General features: G+C 71.7%; 12 protein-coding genes, 3 tRNA genes and 1 pseudogene. 13 read left to right on the plus strand and 3 right to left on the minus strand.

Going from position 1 to position 17466, the window contains the following annotated elements; genetic code table 11:
* Window positions 1-104 precede the first annotated feature (104 nt).
* The gene (metG, locus tag ABCQ75_RS03995) at window positions 105-1664 is read left to right on the plus strand and encodes a methionine--tRNA ligase (protein WP_345883215.1); all 1560 of its coding nucleotides are present in this window, start codon (window positions 105-107) and stop codon (window positions 1662-1664) included.
* A 216-nt stretch (window positions 1665-1880) separates the two neighbouring features.
* Here metG and ABCQ75_RS04000 read toward each other — a convergent pair whose 3' ends face one another.
* Window positions 1881-2846, minus strand: a complete 966-nt coding sequence (locus ABCQ75_RS04000) for a type IV toxin-antitoxin system AbiEi family antitoxin domain-containing protein (RefSeq protein ID WP_345883216.1) — start codon at window positions 2844-2846, stop codon at window positions 1881-1883.
* A gap of 196 nt (window positions 2847-3042) precedes the next feature.
* Here ABCQ75_RS04000 and ABCQ75_RS04005 point away from each other — a divergent pair, with 196 nt between their 5' ends.
* The 6 genes and pseudogenes from ABCQ75_RS04005 to ABCQ75_RS04030 all read left to right on the plus strand — a co-directional run bounded on the left by ABCQ75_RS04005 (window position 3043) and on the right by ABCQ75_RS04030 (window position 9911).
* Window positions 3043-4095 (plus strand): 3-isopropylmalate dehydrogenase, encoded by a 1053-nt coding sequence (locus ABCQ75_RS04005; RefSeq protein WP_345883217.1) that lies wholly within the window; start codon window positions 3043-3045, stop codon window positions 4093-4095.
* Between the two features lie 224 nt (window positions 4096-4319).
* Window positions 4320-5432, plus strand: a complete 1113-nt coding sequence (locus ABCQ75_RS04010; protein ID WP_345883218.1) for a branched-chain amino acid aminotransferase — start codon at window positions 4320-4322, stop codon at window positions 5430-5432.
* Between the two features lie 269 nt (window positions 5433-5701).
* Window positions 5702-6754 (plus strand): M14 family zinc carboxypeptidase, encoded by a 1053-nt coding sequence (locus tag ABCQ75_RS04015; RefSeq protein WP_345883219.1) that lies wholly within the window; start codon window positions 5702-5704, stop codon window positions 6752-6754.
* A 53-nt stretch (window positions 6755-6807) separates the two neighbouring features.
* Window positions 6808-7590, plus strand: a pseudogene (locus ABCQ75_RS04020) (fumarylacetoacetate hydrolase family protein); the annotation flags it as partial.
* A 19-nt stretch (window positions 7591-7609) separates the two neighbouring features.
* Window positions 7610-9133, plus strand: coding sequence for a glutamate--tRNA ligase (gene gltX / locus ABCQ75_RS04025; protein WP_345883220.1), 1524 nt, complete (start codon window positions 7610-7612; stop codon window positions 9131-9133).
* Between the two features lie 4 nt (window positions 9134-9137).
* Window positions 9138-9911, plus strand: coding sequence for an HAD family hydrolase (locus tag ABCQ75_RS04030; RefSeq protein WP_345883221.1), 774 nt, complete (start codon window positions 9138-9140; stop codon window positions 9909-9911).
* Between the two features lie 141 nt (window positions 9912-10052).
* On the opposite strand, the gene ABCQ75_RS04035 is transcribed toward ABCQ75_RS04030, so the two are convergent.
* On the minus strand, window positions 10053-11411 hold the full coding sequence (locus ABCQ75_RS04035; RefSeq protein WP_345883222.1) for a hypothetical protein: 1359 nt from the start codon (window positions 11409-11411) through the stop codon (window positions 10053-10055).
* Between the two features lie 393 nt (window positions 11412-11804).
* On the opposite strand from ABCQ75_RS04035, the gene ABCQ75_RS04040 reads away from it, so the two are divergent.
* From ABCQ75_RS04040 to ABCQ75_RS04060, 5 genes are all read left to right on the plus strand, one after another.
* Window positions 11805-11876 (plus strand) — tRNA-Gln (locus ABCQ75_RS04040).
* Between the two features lie 86 nt (window positions 11877-11962).
* Window positions 11963-12035, plus strand: a tRNA-Glu gene (locus tag ABCQ75_RS04045).
* A 104-nt stretch (window positions 12036-12139) separates the two neighbouring features.
* Window positions 12140-12212, plus strand: a tRNA-Glu gene (locus tag ABCQ75_RS04050).
* 157 nt (window positions 12213-12369) lie between these two features.
* Window positions 12370-14145 carry a dynamin family protein gene (locus ABCQ75_RS04055; RefSeq protein ID WP_427916033.1) on the plus strand — a complete coding sequence of 592 codons (1776 nt, stop codon included), beginning with the start codon at window positions 12370-12372 and terminating at the stop codon, window positions 14143-14145.
* The gene (locus ABCQ75_RS04060) at window positions 14142-15758 is read left to right on the plus strand and encodes a GTPase (protein ID WP_345883223.1); all 1617 of its coding nucleotides are present in this window, start codon (window positions 14142-14144) and stop codon (window positions 15756-15758) included. The genes ABCQ75_RS04055 and ABCQ75_RS04060 overlap by 4 nt, the downstream gene beginning before the upstream one ends.
* A 42-nt stretch (window positions 15759-15800) precedes the next feature.
* On the opposite strand, the gene ABCQ75_RS04065 is transcribed toward ABCQ75_RS04060, so the two are convergent.
* Window positions 15801-16340: a DUF1697 domain-containing protein gene (locus ABCQ75_RS04065; RefSeq protein ID WP_345883224.1), complete on the minus strand. Its 540-nt coding sequence runs from the start codon at window positions 16338-16340 to the stop codon at window positions 15801-15803.
* A 148-nt stretch (window positions 16341-16488) separates the two neighbouring features.
* Between ABCQ75_RS04065 and ABCQ75_RS04070 the strand changes: the two genes are divergently transcribed.
* Window positions 16489-17454: an IS481 family transposase gene (locus ABCQ75_RS04070; RefSeq protein ID WP_345883225.1), complete on the plus strand. Its 966-nt coding sequence runs from the start codon at window positions 16489-16491 to the stop codon at window positions 17452-17454.
* The last annotated feature ends 12 nt before the right edge of the window (window positions 17455-17466 follow it).

Here is a 17466-nt window from a genome sequence, read left to right on the forward strand (position 1 = left end):
CCCCACCGACCGCGGTGGGGGTCGCCGTCGTCTGCAATGCGGTGCGTGACCCACCACGACAGCGCCGTTCGCCGCGCAGGGCGCGCCTAGGGTAATTTCTTAGGGTGACGCCAGCAGAGCCGAAGACCCCGTTCTACATCACCACCGCCATCACGTACCCGAACGGCGAGCCGCACATCGGCCACGCGTACGAGTACATCTCGGCGGACGCGATGGCGCGGTTCAAGAGGCTCGACGGGTTCGACGTCTTCTTCCTCACCGGCACCGACGAGCACGGCCTCAAGATCGCGCAGACAGCGCAGAAGGCGGGCATCACGCCGAAGGAGTTCGTGGACCGCCAGGCCGTGGTGTACCGCGAGGTCCACGCCCTCGTGGGCACGAGCTTCGACCGCCTCATCCGCACGACGGACGAGGACCACTACGCCGCCGCGCAGGACCTCTGGAAGCGCATGGAGGCCAACGGGGACATCTACCTCTCCAAGTACGAGGGCTGGTACTCGGTCCGCGACGAGGCGTTCTACCCCGAGGACGACACAGTGGTGCGGGACGGCGTGCGGTACTCGAAGGAGACCGACACCGAGCTCACGTGGACCGCCGAGGAGAGCTACTTCTTCCGCCTCTCCGCGTACCAGGACAGGCTGCTCGCGTACTACGAGTCGCACCCCGAGTTCGGGGCGCCGGGCTACCGGTTCAACGAGGTCATCTCCTTCGTGAAGCGCGGGCTCGAGGACCTCTCCATCTCCCGGACCTCCTTCGACTGGGGCGTGCCGGTCCCGGGGTCGGACAGCCACGTCATGTACGTGTGGGTGGACGCGCTCACCAACTACCTCACGGGCGTGGGCTACCCGGACACCGAGTCCGAGGCGTTCCGGAAGTACTGGCCCGCGGACGTGCACATCATCGGCAAGGACATCTCGCGGTTCCACGCGGTCTACTGGCCCGCCTTCCTCATGAGCGCGGGGCTCGAGCTGCCCAAGCGCGTCATGATCCACGGGTTCCTGCAGAACAACGGCGTGAAGATGTCCAAGTCGCTCGGCAACGTCGTGGCGCCCCGGGACATGATCGGGCAGTACGGCCTCGACACGATGCGCTACTTCCTGCTCCGCGAGGTCCCCTACGGCGCCGACGGCTCCTACAGCCACGAGGCGATCGTGGGCCGCATGAACGCCGACCTCGCGAACAACCTGGGCAACCTCGCCCAGCGCTCCCTCTCGATGGTCGCGAAGAACCTCGGAGGCGTCGTGCCGGAGCCGGGTGAGCTCGCCGACGCCGACAGTGCCATCCTCGACGCGGCCGCTGGGCTGCTCGGATCGGTGCGCGCGGCCTTCGAGAAGCAGGAGTTCTCCCGTGCGCTCGAGGCAGTCTGGGGCGTGCTCGGGGACACGAACGCCTACTTCGCCGAGCAGCAGCCGTGGGTCCTGCGCAAGACTGATCCGGCGCGGATGGCGACGGTCCTGTACGTGACGCTCGAGGTCGTGCGCCGGGTGGCGCTGCTCGTCCAGCCCGTGATGCCGGAGTCCGCGGCGAGGCTGCTCGACGCCCTGGGCCAGCCCGAGGGCGAGGCGCGGCTGTTCACGGCGCTCACCGCTCCCATCGCGCCCGGTGCGCAGCTGCCCGCCCCGGCCCCGATCTTCCCGCGCTACGAGGAGCCCGTCGCCCCCTGACCCCGCCGAAATGGGGGACTTGTCCGCCGAAATGGGGGACTGGACCGCCGAGGTGGGGGTCTGGACCGCCGAAATGGGGGACTTGTCCGCCGAAATGGGGGACTTGTCCGCCGAGGTGGGGGTCTGGACCGCCGAGGTGGGGGACCTGGCCGGCTGCATGGCGTACGACGGCGACCACTCGCCGTCGTGCGTCCATCCCGCCGCGTGCGGTGCGCCTCATGCGACCGAGCCGAGCGCCTGTGGCCTCGTGAGGAACGACCGCACCTTGGCCCGCAGTGCCTCCGGGTCATCCAGCTCGGGCCAGTAGATGTTCAGCACTCGCCACCCTGCTGCGACGAGCCGGGCCTCGCGTGCCTGCTGGGCCGCGACCTTTGCGTCGGGAAGGCCATGGTCGAAGTACTTGGCGAATCCGTGTACCTCGATCACGAGCCGTCGCGCTGTCCACGCGAAGTCCACGCGCTCGCGCCCGCCCTCCGTCGCGATCCACAGCTGGAGCTCGGGTTCCGGCAGGTTCCACTCGGCCAGGAGCAGCCTCAGGCGCGTCTCCGCGGGGGATTCCGCCCGGCCGTCCGCCCCGGCGAGGACTTCGCGGACCCGGCGGATCCCGCGTGTGCCCTTCCCCTCGACGACAAGACGGCGCAGTTCCTCGGGCTCGGCGCCGTGGGCGAGGCCCGAGTCGGCGATGATCACGGCCAGCTCGAACGGCAGAATGCGTGCACAGTCGATGACCGTCCGCTCGAGGGACGTCACCCGCATGCCATTGCGGATCCGGATGTCGCGGTCCGGGATGGTCTGGTTGTGCCGGACGACATCCCCGTGGGCGCCGGCCTCGCCTGCGCGACTCGCATGGGCCACGTGCACGACGGGCCGGGCGCGCCACACGGACAGTCCCCACAGGAGGGCTGCAGAGGTGTGGCTGTACACGTGCGAAGCCCCGGCTGCGGCGGCACTGTGCGCGCAGATCCGCACCACCATCGGGTCCGGCGTCCCAGACAGGTTGGGTGCGTAGATGCCGCGCTCGTGCCGGCTGAGCTCCTTGGCATCGACCAGGCGCCGGATCGCGGCCCGGTCCATGCCGGCCGCGAGGAGGTCGGCCGCGGTGAGCAGCTGGACGGGCGACGGCGTGTGGCTCGCGAGGGCGTCGATGCGTTGCCGGGCGTCCGGGTTCAGGTTCAGGTCCATGACGGGAGTCTCGCGTGACGGGAGCCGGATCCGGCGGCTGCGGGGGAGATTGTGGACAACTCCACGGTGTCGGCCCGCCTGTGGAGGACCAATGGCCCCCCCATCTCGGCGGCCAAGACCCCCATTTCGGCGGGAGCGGGTCCGGAATGTGAGACCCAGATGCCCAGCATGTGGATGGCGCCGATATCCTGCTGCCATGACCCAGACGCAGCTCGATCTCGCAGTGATCCCCGGTGACGGCATCGGCCCGGAAGTGACGGCGGAGGCCCTCAAGGTCCTCCACAAGGCACTCGAGGGCACGGGCCTCGAGCTCAAGGAGACCCGCTACAGCCTCGGCGCCGAGCACTGGCTCGCGACCGGCGAGACGCTCAGCGAGGAGACGCTTGCCGACATCCGCGGCCGCGACGCGATCCTCTTCGGCGCGATCGGCGCGGCTCCCGGCGACGCGCGCATCCCGTCCGGCATCCTCGAGCGCGAGGTCCTGCTCAAGCTCCGCTTCACGCTCGACCACTGCGTCAACCTCCGCCCGTCCAAGCTCTACGCCGGCGTGGGAAGCCCGCTCGCCAACCCCGGCGAGATCGACTTCGTCGTGGTCCGCGAGGGCACTGAGGGCCCCTACACGGGCAACGGCGGCGCGCTCCGCGTGGGCACGCCGCATGAGATCGCCACCGAGGTCTCGGTCAACACGGCACACGGTGTCGAGCGCGTGGTCCGCGACGCCTTCCGCCGCGCACAGGGACGCCGCCGCAAGGTCACGCTCGTCCACAAGCACAACGTCCTCGTCTACGCGGGCCACCTCTGGAAGCGCACGGTCGAGGCCGTCGCCGCGGAGTTCCCCGAGGTCGAGCACGACTACCTCCACGTCGACGCCGCGACGATCTTCCTCGTCACGGACCCCTCACGCTTCGACGTGATCGTCACGGACAACCTCTTCGGCGACATCCTCACCGACCTCGCCGGCGCCGTCACGGGCGGGATCGGCCTCGCCGCGTCGGGCAACATCAACCTCGACGGGACGGCCCCGTCCATGTTCGAGCCCGTCCACGGCTCGGCCCCGGACATCGCGGGCCAGCAGAAGGCCGACCCGACCGCCGCGATCCTCTCAGCCGCGCTCCTGCTCGAGCACATCGGCCAGCCCGAGGCGGCGGCACGCATTCAGGCGGCGGTCACGGCCGACGTCGAGTCCCGCACCCCGGGCGAGGCGCGCACGACGGCGGCAGTCGGCGACGCGATCGCCGCCCGGCTCTAGCGGCGCCCGGCCAGCGAGGGCGACGGTGCGGACGGCAGCACGCACGACGGCGAGGACGGCAGCGCGGACGGCAGCACGGACGGCAGCGAGGACGACGGCGGACGCTGTGATCGCCGTCGTGCGCCGGGCTTCCCCGCCCCGGAGGCGGGCGTAAGCTGTAGGAACTGACAGCCCCGACGCCGGAAGCAGCGCTGCTTCCCGGCTCGGCATGATGTGGAGGAACCATGACTCAGAACGCCCTCGGCGTTGACTTCGCGAAGCGGCTCTCGGAGACCCCGAAGACCCCGCAGGAGCGTGCGGCCATCCTGGCAAACCCGGGATTCGGCAACCACTTCACTGACCACACCGCGGTCGTCGACTACACGGTCGACTCGGAGGGCAAGGGCGGGTGGCATGACGCCCGCATCGAGCCGTACGGCCCCATCGCGATGGACCCCGCGGCCTCCGTCCTGCACTACGGGCAGGAGATCTTCGAGGGCCTCAAGGCATACCGCCACGCCGACGGCTCCGTCTGGACGTTCCGTCCCGAGGCCAACGCGGCCCGGTTCAACCGCTCGGCCCGTCGCCTCGCGCTGCCCGAGCTCCCGCCGGAGGTCTTCATCGAGTCGCTCAAGCAGCTCGTGTCCGTGGACAGGGACTGGGTCCCGGACGGCGAGGGCGAGTCCCTCTACCTGCGCCCGTTCATGATCGCGACGGAGGCCTTCCTCGGCGTCCGCCCCGCCCGCGAGGTCTCCTACCGCGTGATCGCCTCGCCGGCCGGGAACTACTTCGGCGGGGAGCTCAAGCCGGTCTCCATCTGGCTCTCGGAGAACTACGCCCGTGCAGGCCACGGCGGCACCGGCGAGGCGAAGTGCGGCGGCAACTACGCCGCCTCGCTCGCGGCCCAGCTCGAGGCAGAGGCGAACGGCTGCAAGCAGGTGCTCTTCCTCGACCCGACGGACGGCTTCGCTGTCGAGGAGCTCGGCGGCATGAACATCTTCTTCGTCTTCAAGGACGGCACGCTCGTCACCCCGGCGCTCAACGGCAACATCCTCCACGGCGTCACGCGTGATTCCGTCATGCAGCTCGCGGCGGACCGCGGCCTCGCCGTCCAGGAGCGCAGGATCACGATCGACGAGTGGCGCCAGGCCCTCGCCGACGGCACGCTCACGGAGGTCTTCGCGTGCGGCACCGCCGCCGTGATCACGCCGATCGGGGAGCTCAAGACCAAGGACGGCTCGCTCGTCACCCCGACGCTCGAAGGGGAGTCGGTCGCCATGGCGATCCGCGAGCAGCTGCTCGGGATCCAGACGGGCGCGGTCGAGGACCTCCACGGCTGGCTCACGCAGCTCGCCTAGCCCGGAGCCTCTGGCGCCAACGCGTTCTCAGCACGACGGCGCGTCCCCCACTCAGCGGGGGACGCGCCGTCGCGCTCTTCCCGCACGGGATGGCGCGGCCGGCGAGGGACGTTGCGGCCAGCGGGGGGCAGGCGCCCGACATTTCAGCGCAAGTCGTGCAGCCTTCGTTTCATGAATCCCGTGTGACTGCTAGCGTGACACGTGTCACGCGCATCCGCGATGGATGCCCCACCGGCGCCGCTCGGGGCGCCAGGAAGGCAGAGCACCACATGCACACGACCATCCCCCGCCGGCTCTCGGCAGCAGTACTTGCAGGACTCCTCACGATCGGCGGCGTCGGGGCGGGAGCCGCGCGCGCCGTGGGCGAAGGCCCCAACCCGGGCAACGGGTCCATCCAGACTTCCGCACTGCACACCTACGACTCGATGGTCGCCGAGCTCATGGCCCAGGATGCGAAGCAGCCGGCCATGGAGCTCGAGGTGATCGGCCAATCGGTGAAGGGGCGGGACCTCTACCTCGCGAAGTACATCTCGGACCCCTCCAAGCCGACCATCCTGTACCTCACGCAGCAGCACGGGAACGAGCAGCTGACCACCGAGGGCGCCCTGGCGTTCATCCGGAGCCTCGGCACCGCGAGCACATCCGGCGTCCTCGAGGGCGTCAACATCCTCGTGGTGCCGATGCTCAACCCGGACGGGGCGATGGGCGACGTCGACTTCCCCCTTGACGACTACGTGGCCGACGGCGGCCGCCACCTCACCCGATACAACGCCGTGGGGGTCGACCTCAACCGTGACCATGTGACAAGGCTCCAGCCCGAGACCCGTGCTCTGCACGAGAACGTCATGGCGAAGTACGCGGTGGACTACATGATCGACCTGCACCACCAGGGCACCCAGAGCGAGGTGGACGGCAAGCTGGTCTCCGGCTCCATCCTCTACCCGACCTCGCCCACCGTCGATCCGGCTGTCGTCGAGGGATCGAAGCGCCTGGGCGCAGTGGTGTACAACGCCATCCAGCCCACGGGCTGGGGGCATCTGGGCAAGTACATCGGCGGGACGGCGAACACGATCAGCCGCAACGGCATCGCGAGCGAGTACGGCATCTCGACCCTCCTGTTCGAGATGCGGGGCATGTCAGACCACTTCTACGAGCCCTACGCGCTCGGCCAGAAGAGCAATGGCTACCTCATCCGCCAGACGGTGCTCGCCCTGGGCGCCACGGCCCGGGCGGTCGCCGACGGATCGATCGAGACGGTCGATGCCTCGTTCTGGGACACGCTGCCAGAGCAGACAACGCGAACGGGCCTCGGGGACGAGTAGGCGGGGACGCGCCGTCGCGCTCATCCCGGGAGGCAGGCCGATAGGGTAGGGCCATGCGCATTGCCCGTTGTGTCAGTACCTCTGCCGATGACTCGGCCCCCTTCTACGGCGTCGTCCAGGGCGAGCCGGGGCGCGAGCGGGTCGCCGTCATCAAGGGCGACCCGTTCTTCACCGGGATCGAGCCCACGGGCGTCACCCACGCCCTCGAGGACGTCCGCCTCCTCGCCCCGATCATCCCCCGCAGCAAGATCGTGGGGATCGGCCGGAACTACGCGGACCACGCGAAGGAGATGGGCAACGACGTGCCGGGCGAGCCGTCGATGTTCCTCGTCGCCAACACCGCGGTCGTGGGCCCCGGAGACCCTGTGGTCCTTCCCGAGTGGAGCGAGGAGGTCTCCTACGAGGGCGAGCTGTGCGTCGTCATCGGGCGCATCTGCAAGGACGTGCCGGCCGAGAAGGCGGCGGATGTCATCTTCGGCTACACCGTGGGCAACGACTTCACGGCCCGGGACAGGCAGCGCACCGACCTCCAGTGGGCGCGTGCGAAGTCCTTCGACACGTCCAAGCCGCTCGGTCCGTGGATCGAGACCGACCTGGACACCGAGGACCTCGCCCTCGTCACGCGCGTGGACGGCGAGGTCCGGCAGGACGGGACCACCGCGGACATGGTCTTCGGAGTCCGCGAGCTCGTCGCGGCCGTCTCGAGCGCCTTCACCCTCCTGCCGGGCGACGTCATCATGACGGGGACCCCGGCGGGCGTCGGGATCGTCTCCGAGGGGCAGCGGGTCGAGGTCGAGATCGAGGGGCTCGGCACGCTGTCCAACCCGGTCGTGCGCGCCCTAGAATGGTGCCACTATGACTTCCTCCGCCGAGCTCGCTGCTGCCCCGTCCTCGTCCATCCCGTCCGTCACGCCGGACACGCCGGTGCGCGTGCGCTTCTGCCCGTCGCCGACCGGCACCCCGCACGTGGGCCTCGTGCGGACGGCGCTCTTCAACTGGGCGTACGCCCGCCACACGGGCGGGACGTTCGTGTTCCGCATCGAGGACACGGACGCGCAGCGCGACTCGGAGGAGAGCTACCAGCAGATCGTGGAGGCCCTCACCTGGCTGGGCCTCACGTGGGACGAGGGGATCGACGTCGGCGGCCCCCACGCACCGTACCGCCAGTCGCAGCGCCTCGACCTGTACCGCGAGGTGGCCGCCAAGCTCAAGGACGCCGGCTTCCTGTACGAGTCCTACTCGACCCCTGCCGAGATCGAGGCGCGCCACAAGGCCGCCGGCCGCGACCCGAAGCTGGGCTACGACAACTCCGACCGCGACCTCACGGCCGAGCAGATCGCTGCCTTCCGGGCCGAGGGCCGCGAGCCCGTACTCCGGTTCCGGATGCCGGAGGAGGACGTGGTCTTCGACGACCTCATCCGCGGCGAGATCCGGTTCAAGGCAGGCTCCGTGCCGGACTTCGTGGTGGTCCGCGCGGACGGCTCGCCCCTGTACACGCTCGTCAACCCGGTCGACGACGCGCTCATGGGCATCACCCACGTTCTGCGCGGCGAGGACCTGCTCTCCTCGACCCCCCGCCAGGTGGCGCTCTACTCGGCCCTGCACGCGGTCGGGGTCGCGGGCTACATGCCGCTCTTCGGCCACCTTCCCTACGTCATGGGCGAGGGCAACAAGAAGCTGTCCAAGCGGGACCCCGAGTCCAACCTGTTCCACCACCGCGACCGCGGGTTCATCCCCGAGGGCCTCCTGAACTACCTGGCACTCCTGGGCTGGTCGCTCTCCGCGGACGAGGACATCTTCACGGTCGACCAGCTCACGGCGAACTTCGACATCTCCTCGGTCCTGCCCAACCCGGCCCGGTTCGATGTGAAGAAGGCCGAGGCCATCAACGGAACGCACGTGCGCATGCTCGAGCCCGAGGACTTCCGGGCGCGGCTCGTCCCGTACCTGCGCGCGGCCGGGATCGTGGGGGAGACGCTCACGGAGCGCGAGGAGGCCATCCTCGCCGAGGCTGCGCCGCTCATCCAGGAGCGGATCACGCTGCTCGGCGAGGCGCCGGAGATGCTCGGCTTCCTCTTTGCGCAGGACTCCGAGATCACCGTCGCGGACGACGCGCGCAAGGGCCTGCCCGCGAACCTCGAGGAGGTCCTCGACGCCGCGCTCGCCGCGCTCGAGCCGACCGCGGACTGGACGGCTGAGGCCATCCAGGACGCCCTGCGCGCCGCGCTCGTGGACGGCCTCGGCATCAAGCCGCGTCTGGCCTTCGGCCCGGTCCGGGTCGCCGTCTCGGGGCGCCGGGTCTCCCCGCCGCTCTTCGAGTCCATGGTGATCCTGGGCAAGGAGTCCTCGCTCGCCCGGCTCCGGGCATTCCGTGGCTGAGGCCGTGCAGACCGACCGCGCGGACGACGGCGGGGGCGCACCCGCCGTCGTGCCCGTGCCCCAGACCGTGCGCGGCGTGCTGCTGGACATCGACGAGACGCTCGTAGACCTCGAGGGCGCGATGGACCGTGCTCTGCGCGAGGTGACCGGCCCGCTCCTGCCCGGCCTCGGCGAGGAGGAGTGGGCTGCGTTCTGCCGCATCTTCACGCGCGGCTCGGACGACATCTATGCCCAGTACATCGCCGGTGCCATCACCTTCGCGCAGCAGCGGATCCTCCGGGCCGAGCGGTGCCTCGCGCACTTCGGCGCGGAATTCGAGTCGGCGGACCACGCGGTTGCATGGCTGTCCGCCTACGAGAGCGCCCAGCCTGCCTACGTCGCCGCGTTCGACGACGTGGTGCCGTTCCTGGACGTCCTCGATTCGGCCGGGATCGCGTACGGCGCCGTGAGCAACAACGTCCACGACTACCAGCGGGCGAAGCTCGACCACGCGGGCCTGGACCGGGTCCGGACCCTCGTGGGGATCGACGCAGTGGGGGCCGCGAAGCCCGATCCGGCGATCTTCCACGAGGGCCTGCGCCAGCTCGGCACCGGCGCGTCAGAGACCGTCTACGTGGGCGACAACCCGGCCCACGACGTCATCGGAGCGGCCGCCGCCGGGCTCTGCGGCATCTGGCTCAACCGCCGCGAGGCCGTCCTCGCCGAGGACGTTGCGGCTGCCGTGCCCCGGCAGGTCGCGAGCCTCGCGGAGGTCCCGGCCCTGCTCGGCCTCGGCTGAGACCCCGCATCGAGCGGCCAGGGACCCCGTACCAAGCCGCCAGGGACCCCGTATCGGCTGTGGGGTCCCTGGCGGTCGGTTGTGGGGTCCCTGCCGACCGGTTGTGGGGTCCCTGCCGGCCGGTTGTGGGGTCCCTGGCGGTCAGGCTGCCGTTGCCGGGCGGCGGCGCGCGCCTGCCTGCACGAGGGCGGCCACCGCTGCGGCCACGGCAAGGGCGCCGACGATCGCGAGGGCGGCAGGAGCGCCGTCCCCGGTGGGCGAGGCACTGGCCACCGCTGAATGGAGGCGCACGGTGCCCTCGGCGATCCGGGTGCTGCCACCGGAGAGCCTCCCTGCACCGTCGGCGATCTTCTCGGTCCCGTCCGCGAGTCTGTCGGCGCCGCCCTTGATCTTCACGGCGCCAGCGGCGAGCGCGGCATTCCCGTCGGAGAGGCGGGCGGCGCCGTCGGCGAGGGCCTTTACCCCGCCGAGCAGGCCGGGGTCCTTCCCGGCTCCGGTGATGCCGGTCTGGAGCTGCCCCGCACCGTCGGCGAGGCGGGCGCTGCCCTCGCTCAGCGAGGCGGTCGCCTTGAGGAGCCCGGGGCGCTCCGGGTTCCCGGGCACGCCGTCCATCCCCACGACGACGGCGCGCGTCCCCTCGGCGAGCATCTCCGCTCCCAGGACAAGGCCGGGGGAGTCGGGGCTGCGGCCCGTGACCTTCGCACTCAGGGTTCCCACCCCGTCCCGGAGCCGAGCCGCGCCCCCGTCGAGCTGTGCCGCCCCGTCGGCGAGACGGGCTGCGCCCGCATCCAGGCGGGCGGCGCCCCCGGCGAGCGCGGCGATCTTGTCCTTGACCACGCCGAGCGGCACGAGGCCCTCCGGTCCTTCCGCTGCAGCGAGGAGTGCCGCGAGCCCCTGGGCCAGCGCCGCGGAGCCGCTGCCCTGCGTCGCGTCGCCGCCGGGGCCGGGGTAGCCGCGCAGCTGCGCTGCGCCTGCCGAGACCTTGGAGGCGCCGTCAGCGAGGCGGGCGGCTCCGTCGGCGAGGTTGCCGGGGGTGTTCCCTGAGGCCGAGGGCGTCAGGACGGCTCCGAGCCGTGCGGTCGCGGCGCTGATCCTCTGGGCGCCGGCGTCCACCCTGTACACCCCGGGGGCGAGCTTGTTGCGGACGTCGGCGCGGACCTTCTCCGTGCCGGTGGCGAGCCGCTGTGCGCCCTCGACGAGCCTGCCGGTCCCGGGGGCGAGCCTGTCCTGGATCCCGTCGCGGAGGCGTGCTGCGCCGTTGGCGAGTGCGGTGGCGCCCTCGGAGGCCTTCCCGGCCCCGGCTTCGGCCTTGGCTGCCCCGTCGGCGAGAGCCGCCGAGCCGGCGGCCGCCGTGGAGGCGCCGTCGTCCAGCGCCGCTGCGCCCTCGCTCGCGGCGGCGGTGCCTGTCCTCAGCTGGGATGCGCCGTCGGCGACCCTGGCGGTGAGGAGAGTGTAGAAGGCCGCCAGGGCGACGAGCAGCACGGCAAGGACCACGGTCACGGCCTTCCGCGGCCGAGCCGGCGACCCGCCGGCGAGCTGTGCAGGGCGTTTTGGGCTGGTGCTCGCGCGGTCCGACGGTGCGGGGCGCAGAAGGGTTCGGAGGGTCATGGGGTCCTCTCGGCTCTGGCCGGCGGCGCTGCCGGCACGGGGAGGGCGGAACGGTCTCTCCAGAGACGCTGCTGGCAGGGCGCTGCCAGTGCGACGGCTTGTTACTGTGCAGTAACTTCGCCAGAGTAAACATGACCTGGGTCACATGCGCAAGGGCTGTCCGCGGCGACGGGCCGAGCGCCTCCGGTCGATTTGGCGGCCGGGAGAGCATCGGGTACAGTAATTACTCGTGCTGAAGGGCACGGAGCGGGTCCGAGAGGGCAAGCGCCGAGGCCTGGAACGCAGTGGGATATGGTGTAATTGGCAACACTACGGTTTCTGGTACCGTCATTCTAGGTTCGAGTCCTGGTATCCCAGCTCCGGAAGGCCTTCACGGCCTGATGGAGAACGCGCGGATGCGGAACCCTCTCGGGAATCCAGTCCGGCAGTCGGCAAAGTACCTCGGCCCCATCGTATAGCGGCCTAGTACGCCGCCCTCTCACGGCGGTAACGCGGGTTCGAATCCCGCTGGGGTCACGGATCGGTCCGGAGCAATCCGGTGCCGGCCACAGGTCCTCCTCAGGGAGGCGGAAGTCCTCCTCAGGGAGGCAGGGGTCCTGCCCTCGGGCAGGACAGTGCAAGGCCCCATCGTATAGCGGCCTAGTACGCCGCCCTCTCACGGCGGTAACGCGGGTTCGAATCCCGCTGGGGTCACGAACAAGCCCCCGGTCCTCGCGGCCGGGGGCTTTTCGCGTTCCGGCCCCAGTGGATCCTGCCGCGTCGCGGCCAGCCGCGGGCCGCGTGGCCCGGGCCTGGGCCATGATCCCCGAACCCAACCCGCCGGTATCCGGTGAGTGACGCATCCGGCATGATGGGGGGCGTGAGTTCCCCCACGACAGCGTCTGACAGCCCGCCGCCAGCGGAGGCCCTCGCCCTCCTGGAGGAGTTCGGCCGCGCCCTCGCCGGGCTGCGGCTCCCGCTCGCGGCTGAAGGTGCCGAGGCTGCGCGGCGGGATGCTGCTGCCGCGCTCGCACAGCTCGAGGACTACGTCCTGCCCCGCTACCGCAGTCTGGAGGCGCCGCTGCTGGCCGTGGTCGGCGGTTCCACCGGCGCTGGCAAGTCGACGCTCGTCAACGCCCTGGTGGGCCATCCCGTCACGAGGGCAGGCGCAGTGCGCCCCACCACCAGGCAGCCCCTCCTCGTCCACCATCCCGATGACGCTGCCTGGTTCGAGGGCACCCGCGTCCTGCCCGGCCTAGCACGCGTCCGGGGGGCGAGGGCCGAAGTCTCGGTGCCGGCCGCCCAGGCGGGGCCCGCCCCGGACCCGGACGCCATGGGCAGTATCGTGCTCCTAGCCGAGGACAGCGTCCCCAGCGGGCTCGCCCTCCTGGACGCCCCAGACGTCGACTCGGTCTCCGAGGCGAACCGCGCGCTCGCCGGCCAGCTCCTTGCCGCCGCGGACCTCTGGGTGTTCGTCACGACCGCCAACCGCTACGCCGATGCGGTGCCCTGGCGCCTGCTCGCCGACGCCGCGGCACGGGACATCACCGTCGCGGTCGTCCTGGACAGGGTCCCGGCCGACGCCGAAGAGGAGGTCCGCGAGGACCTCGCCGCCATGCTCGCACGGCAGGGACTCGGCTCGGCGCGGCTCTTCGTCGTCCGTGAGACGGGGCTCGACGGCCTCGGCATGCTGCCCGAGGATTCCGTGGCGCCCCTGCGCGCGTGGCTCTCGGGGCTCGCCGCAGACGCGGCCGGCCGAGCCGCCGTCGCACGCCAGACCCTCGACGGCGCCGTGCGCGCCCTCGCGCAGCGCGCCGCAGGGGTGGCCGACGCCGCGGATGCCCAGCGCGCTGCCGCCGCGGCACTGTCCGGGGACGCGGCCTCCGCCTACCGGGAGGCCCTCGATCGGGTCGGGGCCTCGACCCGGGACGGCGCCCTCCTCCGCGGGGAGGTGCTCGCGAGGTGGCAGGACTTCGTGGGCACCGGCGAGTTCATCCGTGGGGTCGAACAGCGGATCGGGCGCATGCGGGACCGCTTCGGGGCCTTCTTCCGAGGCGACCCGCAGCCCACGGTCCAGATCGAGGTGGCGATCGGCACCGGCCTGCTCGCGGTCATCGTCGACGAGGCGGCCACCGCCGCCGAGGACGCCGACCGCCGCTGGCGCGCTGACCCGGCCGGCCGTGCCCTCCTGGGCGCGGAGGACCTCTCCGGCGTCTCGCCCGGGTTCGCGGACCGGGCGTCCGCGGAGATCCGCGCGTGGCAGGCGGGCCTCCTCGAGCTGATCCGCCGGGAGGGCGCGGGCAAGCGCATGCGGGCGCGCTGGCTCTCCTTCGGGATCAACGGCCTCGGGGCATCGCTCATGGTCGTCGTGTTCTCCACGACCGGCGGCCTCACCCTCGTCGAGGGCGGGATCGCGGCCGGTACCGCGGTGGTGGGGCAGAAGGTCCTCGAGGCGGTGTTCGGCGAGGACACGGTGCGCAGGCTCGCCCGCATCGCCCGCGAGGACCTCACGGCGCGCTGCGAGGGGCTCCTGGCCGGTGAGCTCGCGCGCTTCGAGGGCCGACTCGAGGCAGTGGACTCGTCCGACGCCGTCGAGGCGCTCAGGGGTTCGGCCCGCCGAATCGCGGCGCTCGGGAGGAGTGCATGAGCCGGCACCGCGGGAAGCGCAGCGCCTCCGTCCTCGGGGAGCGGCTCGACGCCCTCAACGAGGCCCGTGGGCTGGCTGAGGGCGTGCTGCCGCCGGAAGTCCTCGAGGGCGCCTACCGCGTGCTGGACCGGGCCTCGTCCCGCCGGTCCCTCTCGGCCGCTCACACCGTGGTCGGCTTCTTCGGCGCGACCGGCAGCGGCAAGTCGTCCCTGTTCAACGCCGTCCTGGGCGCCCCCGTCGCGACCGCGGCCGCACGGCGCCCCACCACGAGCGAGCCCCTCGCCGCCGTGTGGGGAACCGAGGGGAGCGACGCGCTCCTGGACTGGCTCGGCGTCGGGCGCCGCCATGCGGCAGCGCCGGTGGAGGGCTTCGCCGACGACGCGACCGGGCTCATCCTCCTGGACCTGCCCGACTTCGACTCGACGGCGCTCGAGCACCGGGACGTGGTCGAGCGCATGGTCGGGATGGTGGACGTCATGGTGTGGGTGCTCGACCCCCAGAAGTACGCCGATGACGCCCTGCACACCGGCTACCTGCGCCGGTTCGGCGGCCACGGGGCCGTGACCCTCGCTGTGCTGAACCAGACCGACCGGCTCGCGGCCGCCGAGCTGCCTCCCGTCGTCGAGTCCCTCTCGTCGCTCCTCGCCTCCGAAGGCCTGGCGCGGGTACCCCTCATCGCCGCCTCCGCGGCCACGGGCGCGGGAGTGGGGGAGGTGCGCGCTGCGATTGCCCGGGTGGCCGCTTCGCGGCGTGCCGCGACCGAGCGGCTCGAGGCGGACGTCGCCTCCACTGCTGCGGAGCTTGCCGAGGCGTCGGGCACCGGTCGCCCGGCTGGCGTGCGCGGCGATGCGTCGAAGCGGCTCGCGGCCGAGCTCGCCGAAGCCGCGAACGTGCCCCTCGTGGTCGATGCCGTGCGCGCCTCGTACCGGCGCGAGGCCGGGCGCCGGACGGGCTGGCCGGTCACGCGCTGGCTCGGCCGGTTCGGGTGCGATCCCCTGCAGCGGCTCGGCCTGCGCCCGGTGGAGGACGCGCCGCACGTGCACCGCACGTCCCTCCCTGCGGAGACGGCGGCGGGCCGCGCCCGCACCGATGCGGCTGTCAGGGCCTTCGCGGACGCTGCCTCGGAGGGCGCCCCCGGGCCGTGGCGCGCCGCGATCCGGGCTGCCGCCCGCGACGGCCGCGAAGGCCTGCCGGACGCTCTCGACCAGGCGGTCGCGTCAACGGACCTCGGCGCCCGCCGCCGCTCGTGGTGGTGGGGCCTCGCGAACGTGCTCCAGTGGCTCGCGCTCGTGACTGCTCTCGGCGGTGCCGCGTGGCTCGGGGTGCTTGCGCTGCTCGGCTACCTCCAGCTCCCGGTCCCGGCCGCGCCGCGCGTGGAGGACTGGCCCGTGCCCACCCTCATGATCGCGGGCGGGGGGCTGCTAGGGATCGTCCTCGGGCTGGCGCTCGCGCCGGTCGCGGCGCTGGGCGCACGACGCCGGGCCGCCAGGGCCCGCCGAAGGCTCGCCGAGGCGGTGCGTGCCGTCGCCGAGCGGGAGGTCGCTGCGCCGGTCGTGGAGCAGGTGGCCCGCTGCGAGGCCTTCAGCGCAGCGCTCGCCCGCGCCCGCGGCTGAGGGCGGCGAGGCCGCCGGGGACGTCGGGGGCCCGCAGGGGACTCAGCCGAAGGCTGCCTGGACCTTGAGGAGCGTGCGCAGGTTGCGCGTGGTGGTCGTGGCCTTGAACTTCGGCTTCGCCGTGGCCTTGGACAGGGGCGACTCGAGCGTCGCTCCCTTCGGGCACCGCCAGGCGAGGGCCATGGGGGAGAGCCGTCGGCGTTCGTCGGTGCCGTCCCCCGGGGAGTCCGGGCCCGTGGCCTCCCAGAGCGCGTCGAGGGCCGCGGGGTCGGAGCCCAGCGTCACGTAGGAGTGCGTGGACCCGTCGTCGGCGGGGTACGGGCAGGCGGAGACGATCTGGTCGAGCTCCGTGCGCGAGAGGACCACGACCCAGGCGTCATAGCCGAACCGGTCCCTCAGCGTCCGCTCGGCAGCAGCCTTGAGCTCTGCGGCACCCCTGTCCGAGGAGAGCACGATGTTGCCGCTCGCGAGGAGGGTGTGCACGCCCTCGCCGAGCGCGGCGAATGCCTCGCGCACCTCGGCCATCTTCAGGGTCACGCCGCCGACGTTGACACCGCGCAGGAACACCGCGTACTCGTCCATGCCGCCACCCTAGCCCCGAAACGGTCGTCTGGACCGGCTAGGTGTACCGGGTCATGACGTTGGTGGCAGGCGAGTCGTGTTGACGTAGGGAGAGCCTCCGGGTGGGGTGTGGCTTGTCGAAGGCTTTCACCTGACCCCGGAGGCTCTCTTGTCCCACGGTAACGCCCGCCTGACCTTCCATGGCCGCCTGCTGATCGTCCGCCGCCATCTCGAGGGGTGGAAGCAGGCCCACCTCGCCTCGGCGATGGGCATCTCGCGCAAGTGCGTGAAGACTTGGATCGACCGCTACGCCGAGGAGGGCGAGGACGGCCTCCACGACCGCTCCTCCCGTCCGCACAGCTGCCCGAGAAAGACCAGCGCCGAGCTCGAGCAGCGGATCATCGACCTGCGCCAGAGCGAACGGCGTGGGCCCGCTTGGATCGGGGCCCAGCTCGAGGTGCCGCCCCGGACGGTCTCGCGGTTCCTGGCCCGCAACGGCCTGCCGCCCCTGGCAGCGCTCGACCCGATGAGCGGAGAGCTGATCCGCTCCAGCAAGGCCACAGCCGTGCGCTACGAACGCAAACGGCCCGGCGAGCTGGTCCACATGGACGTGAAGAAGCTCGGCCGGATCCCGGACGGAGGAGGCTGGCGCGCCCTCGGCAGGGAAGCGACCGTGGCCCACAAGCACAAGAAGGGCCCGATCGGCTTCGACTACGTGCACTCGCTCGTGGACGACTTCTCCCGGCTGGCCTACTCCGAGATCCTCCCGGACGAGAAGGGCACCACCTGTGCCGGCTTCCTCGACCGGGCGGTCGCCTACTTCGCCGCCCACGGGATCGCCCGCATCGAGCGGCTCATGACCGACAACGCCTTCGCCTACCGGTACTCCCTGGGCGAGGTCTGCGCCAGGCATGGCATCCGCCAGAAGTTCATCCGGCCCCACTGCCCCTGGCAGAACGGCAAGGTGGAACGTCTCAACCGCACCCTGCAGACCGAGTGGGCCTACCGCCAGCCCTTCACCAGCAACGACCAACGCACCGAAGCACTTGCACCCTGGCTCGAGCACTACAACACTCAACGTAGCCACAGCGCACTCGGAGGCAAGCCCCCGACCAGCCGACTGCAACCAACCTGATGGCCGGGTACA

The organism is Sinomonas halotolerans (genome assembly GCF_039615075.1).
Classification (GTDB): Bacteria; Actinomycetota; Actinomycetes; order Actinomycetales; family Micrococcaceae; genus Sinomonas; species Sinomonas halotolerans.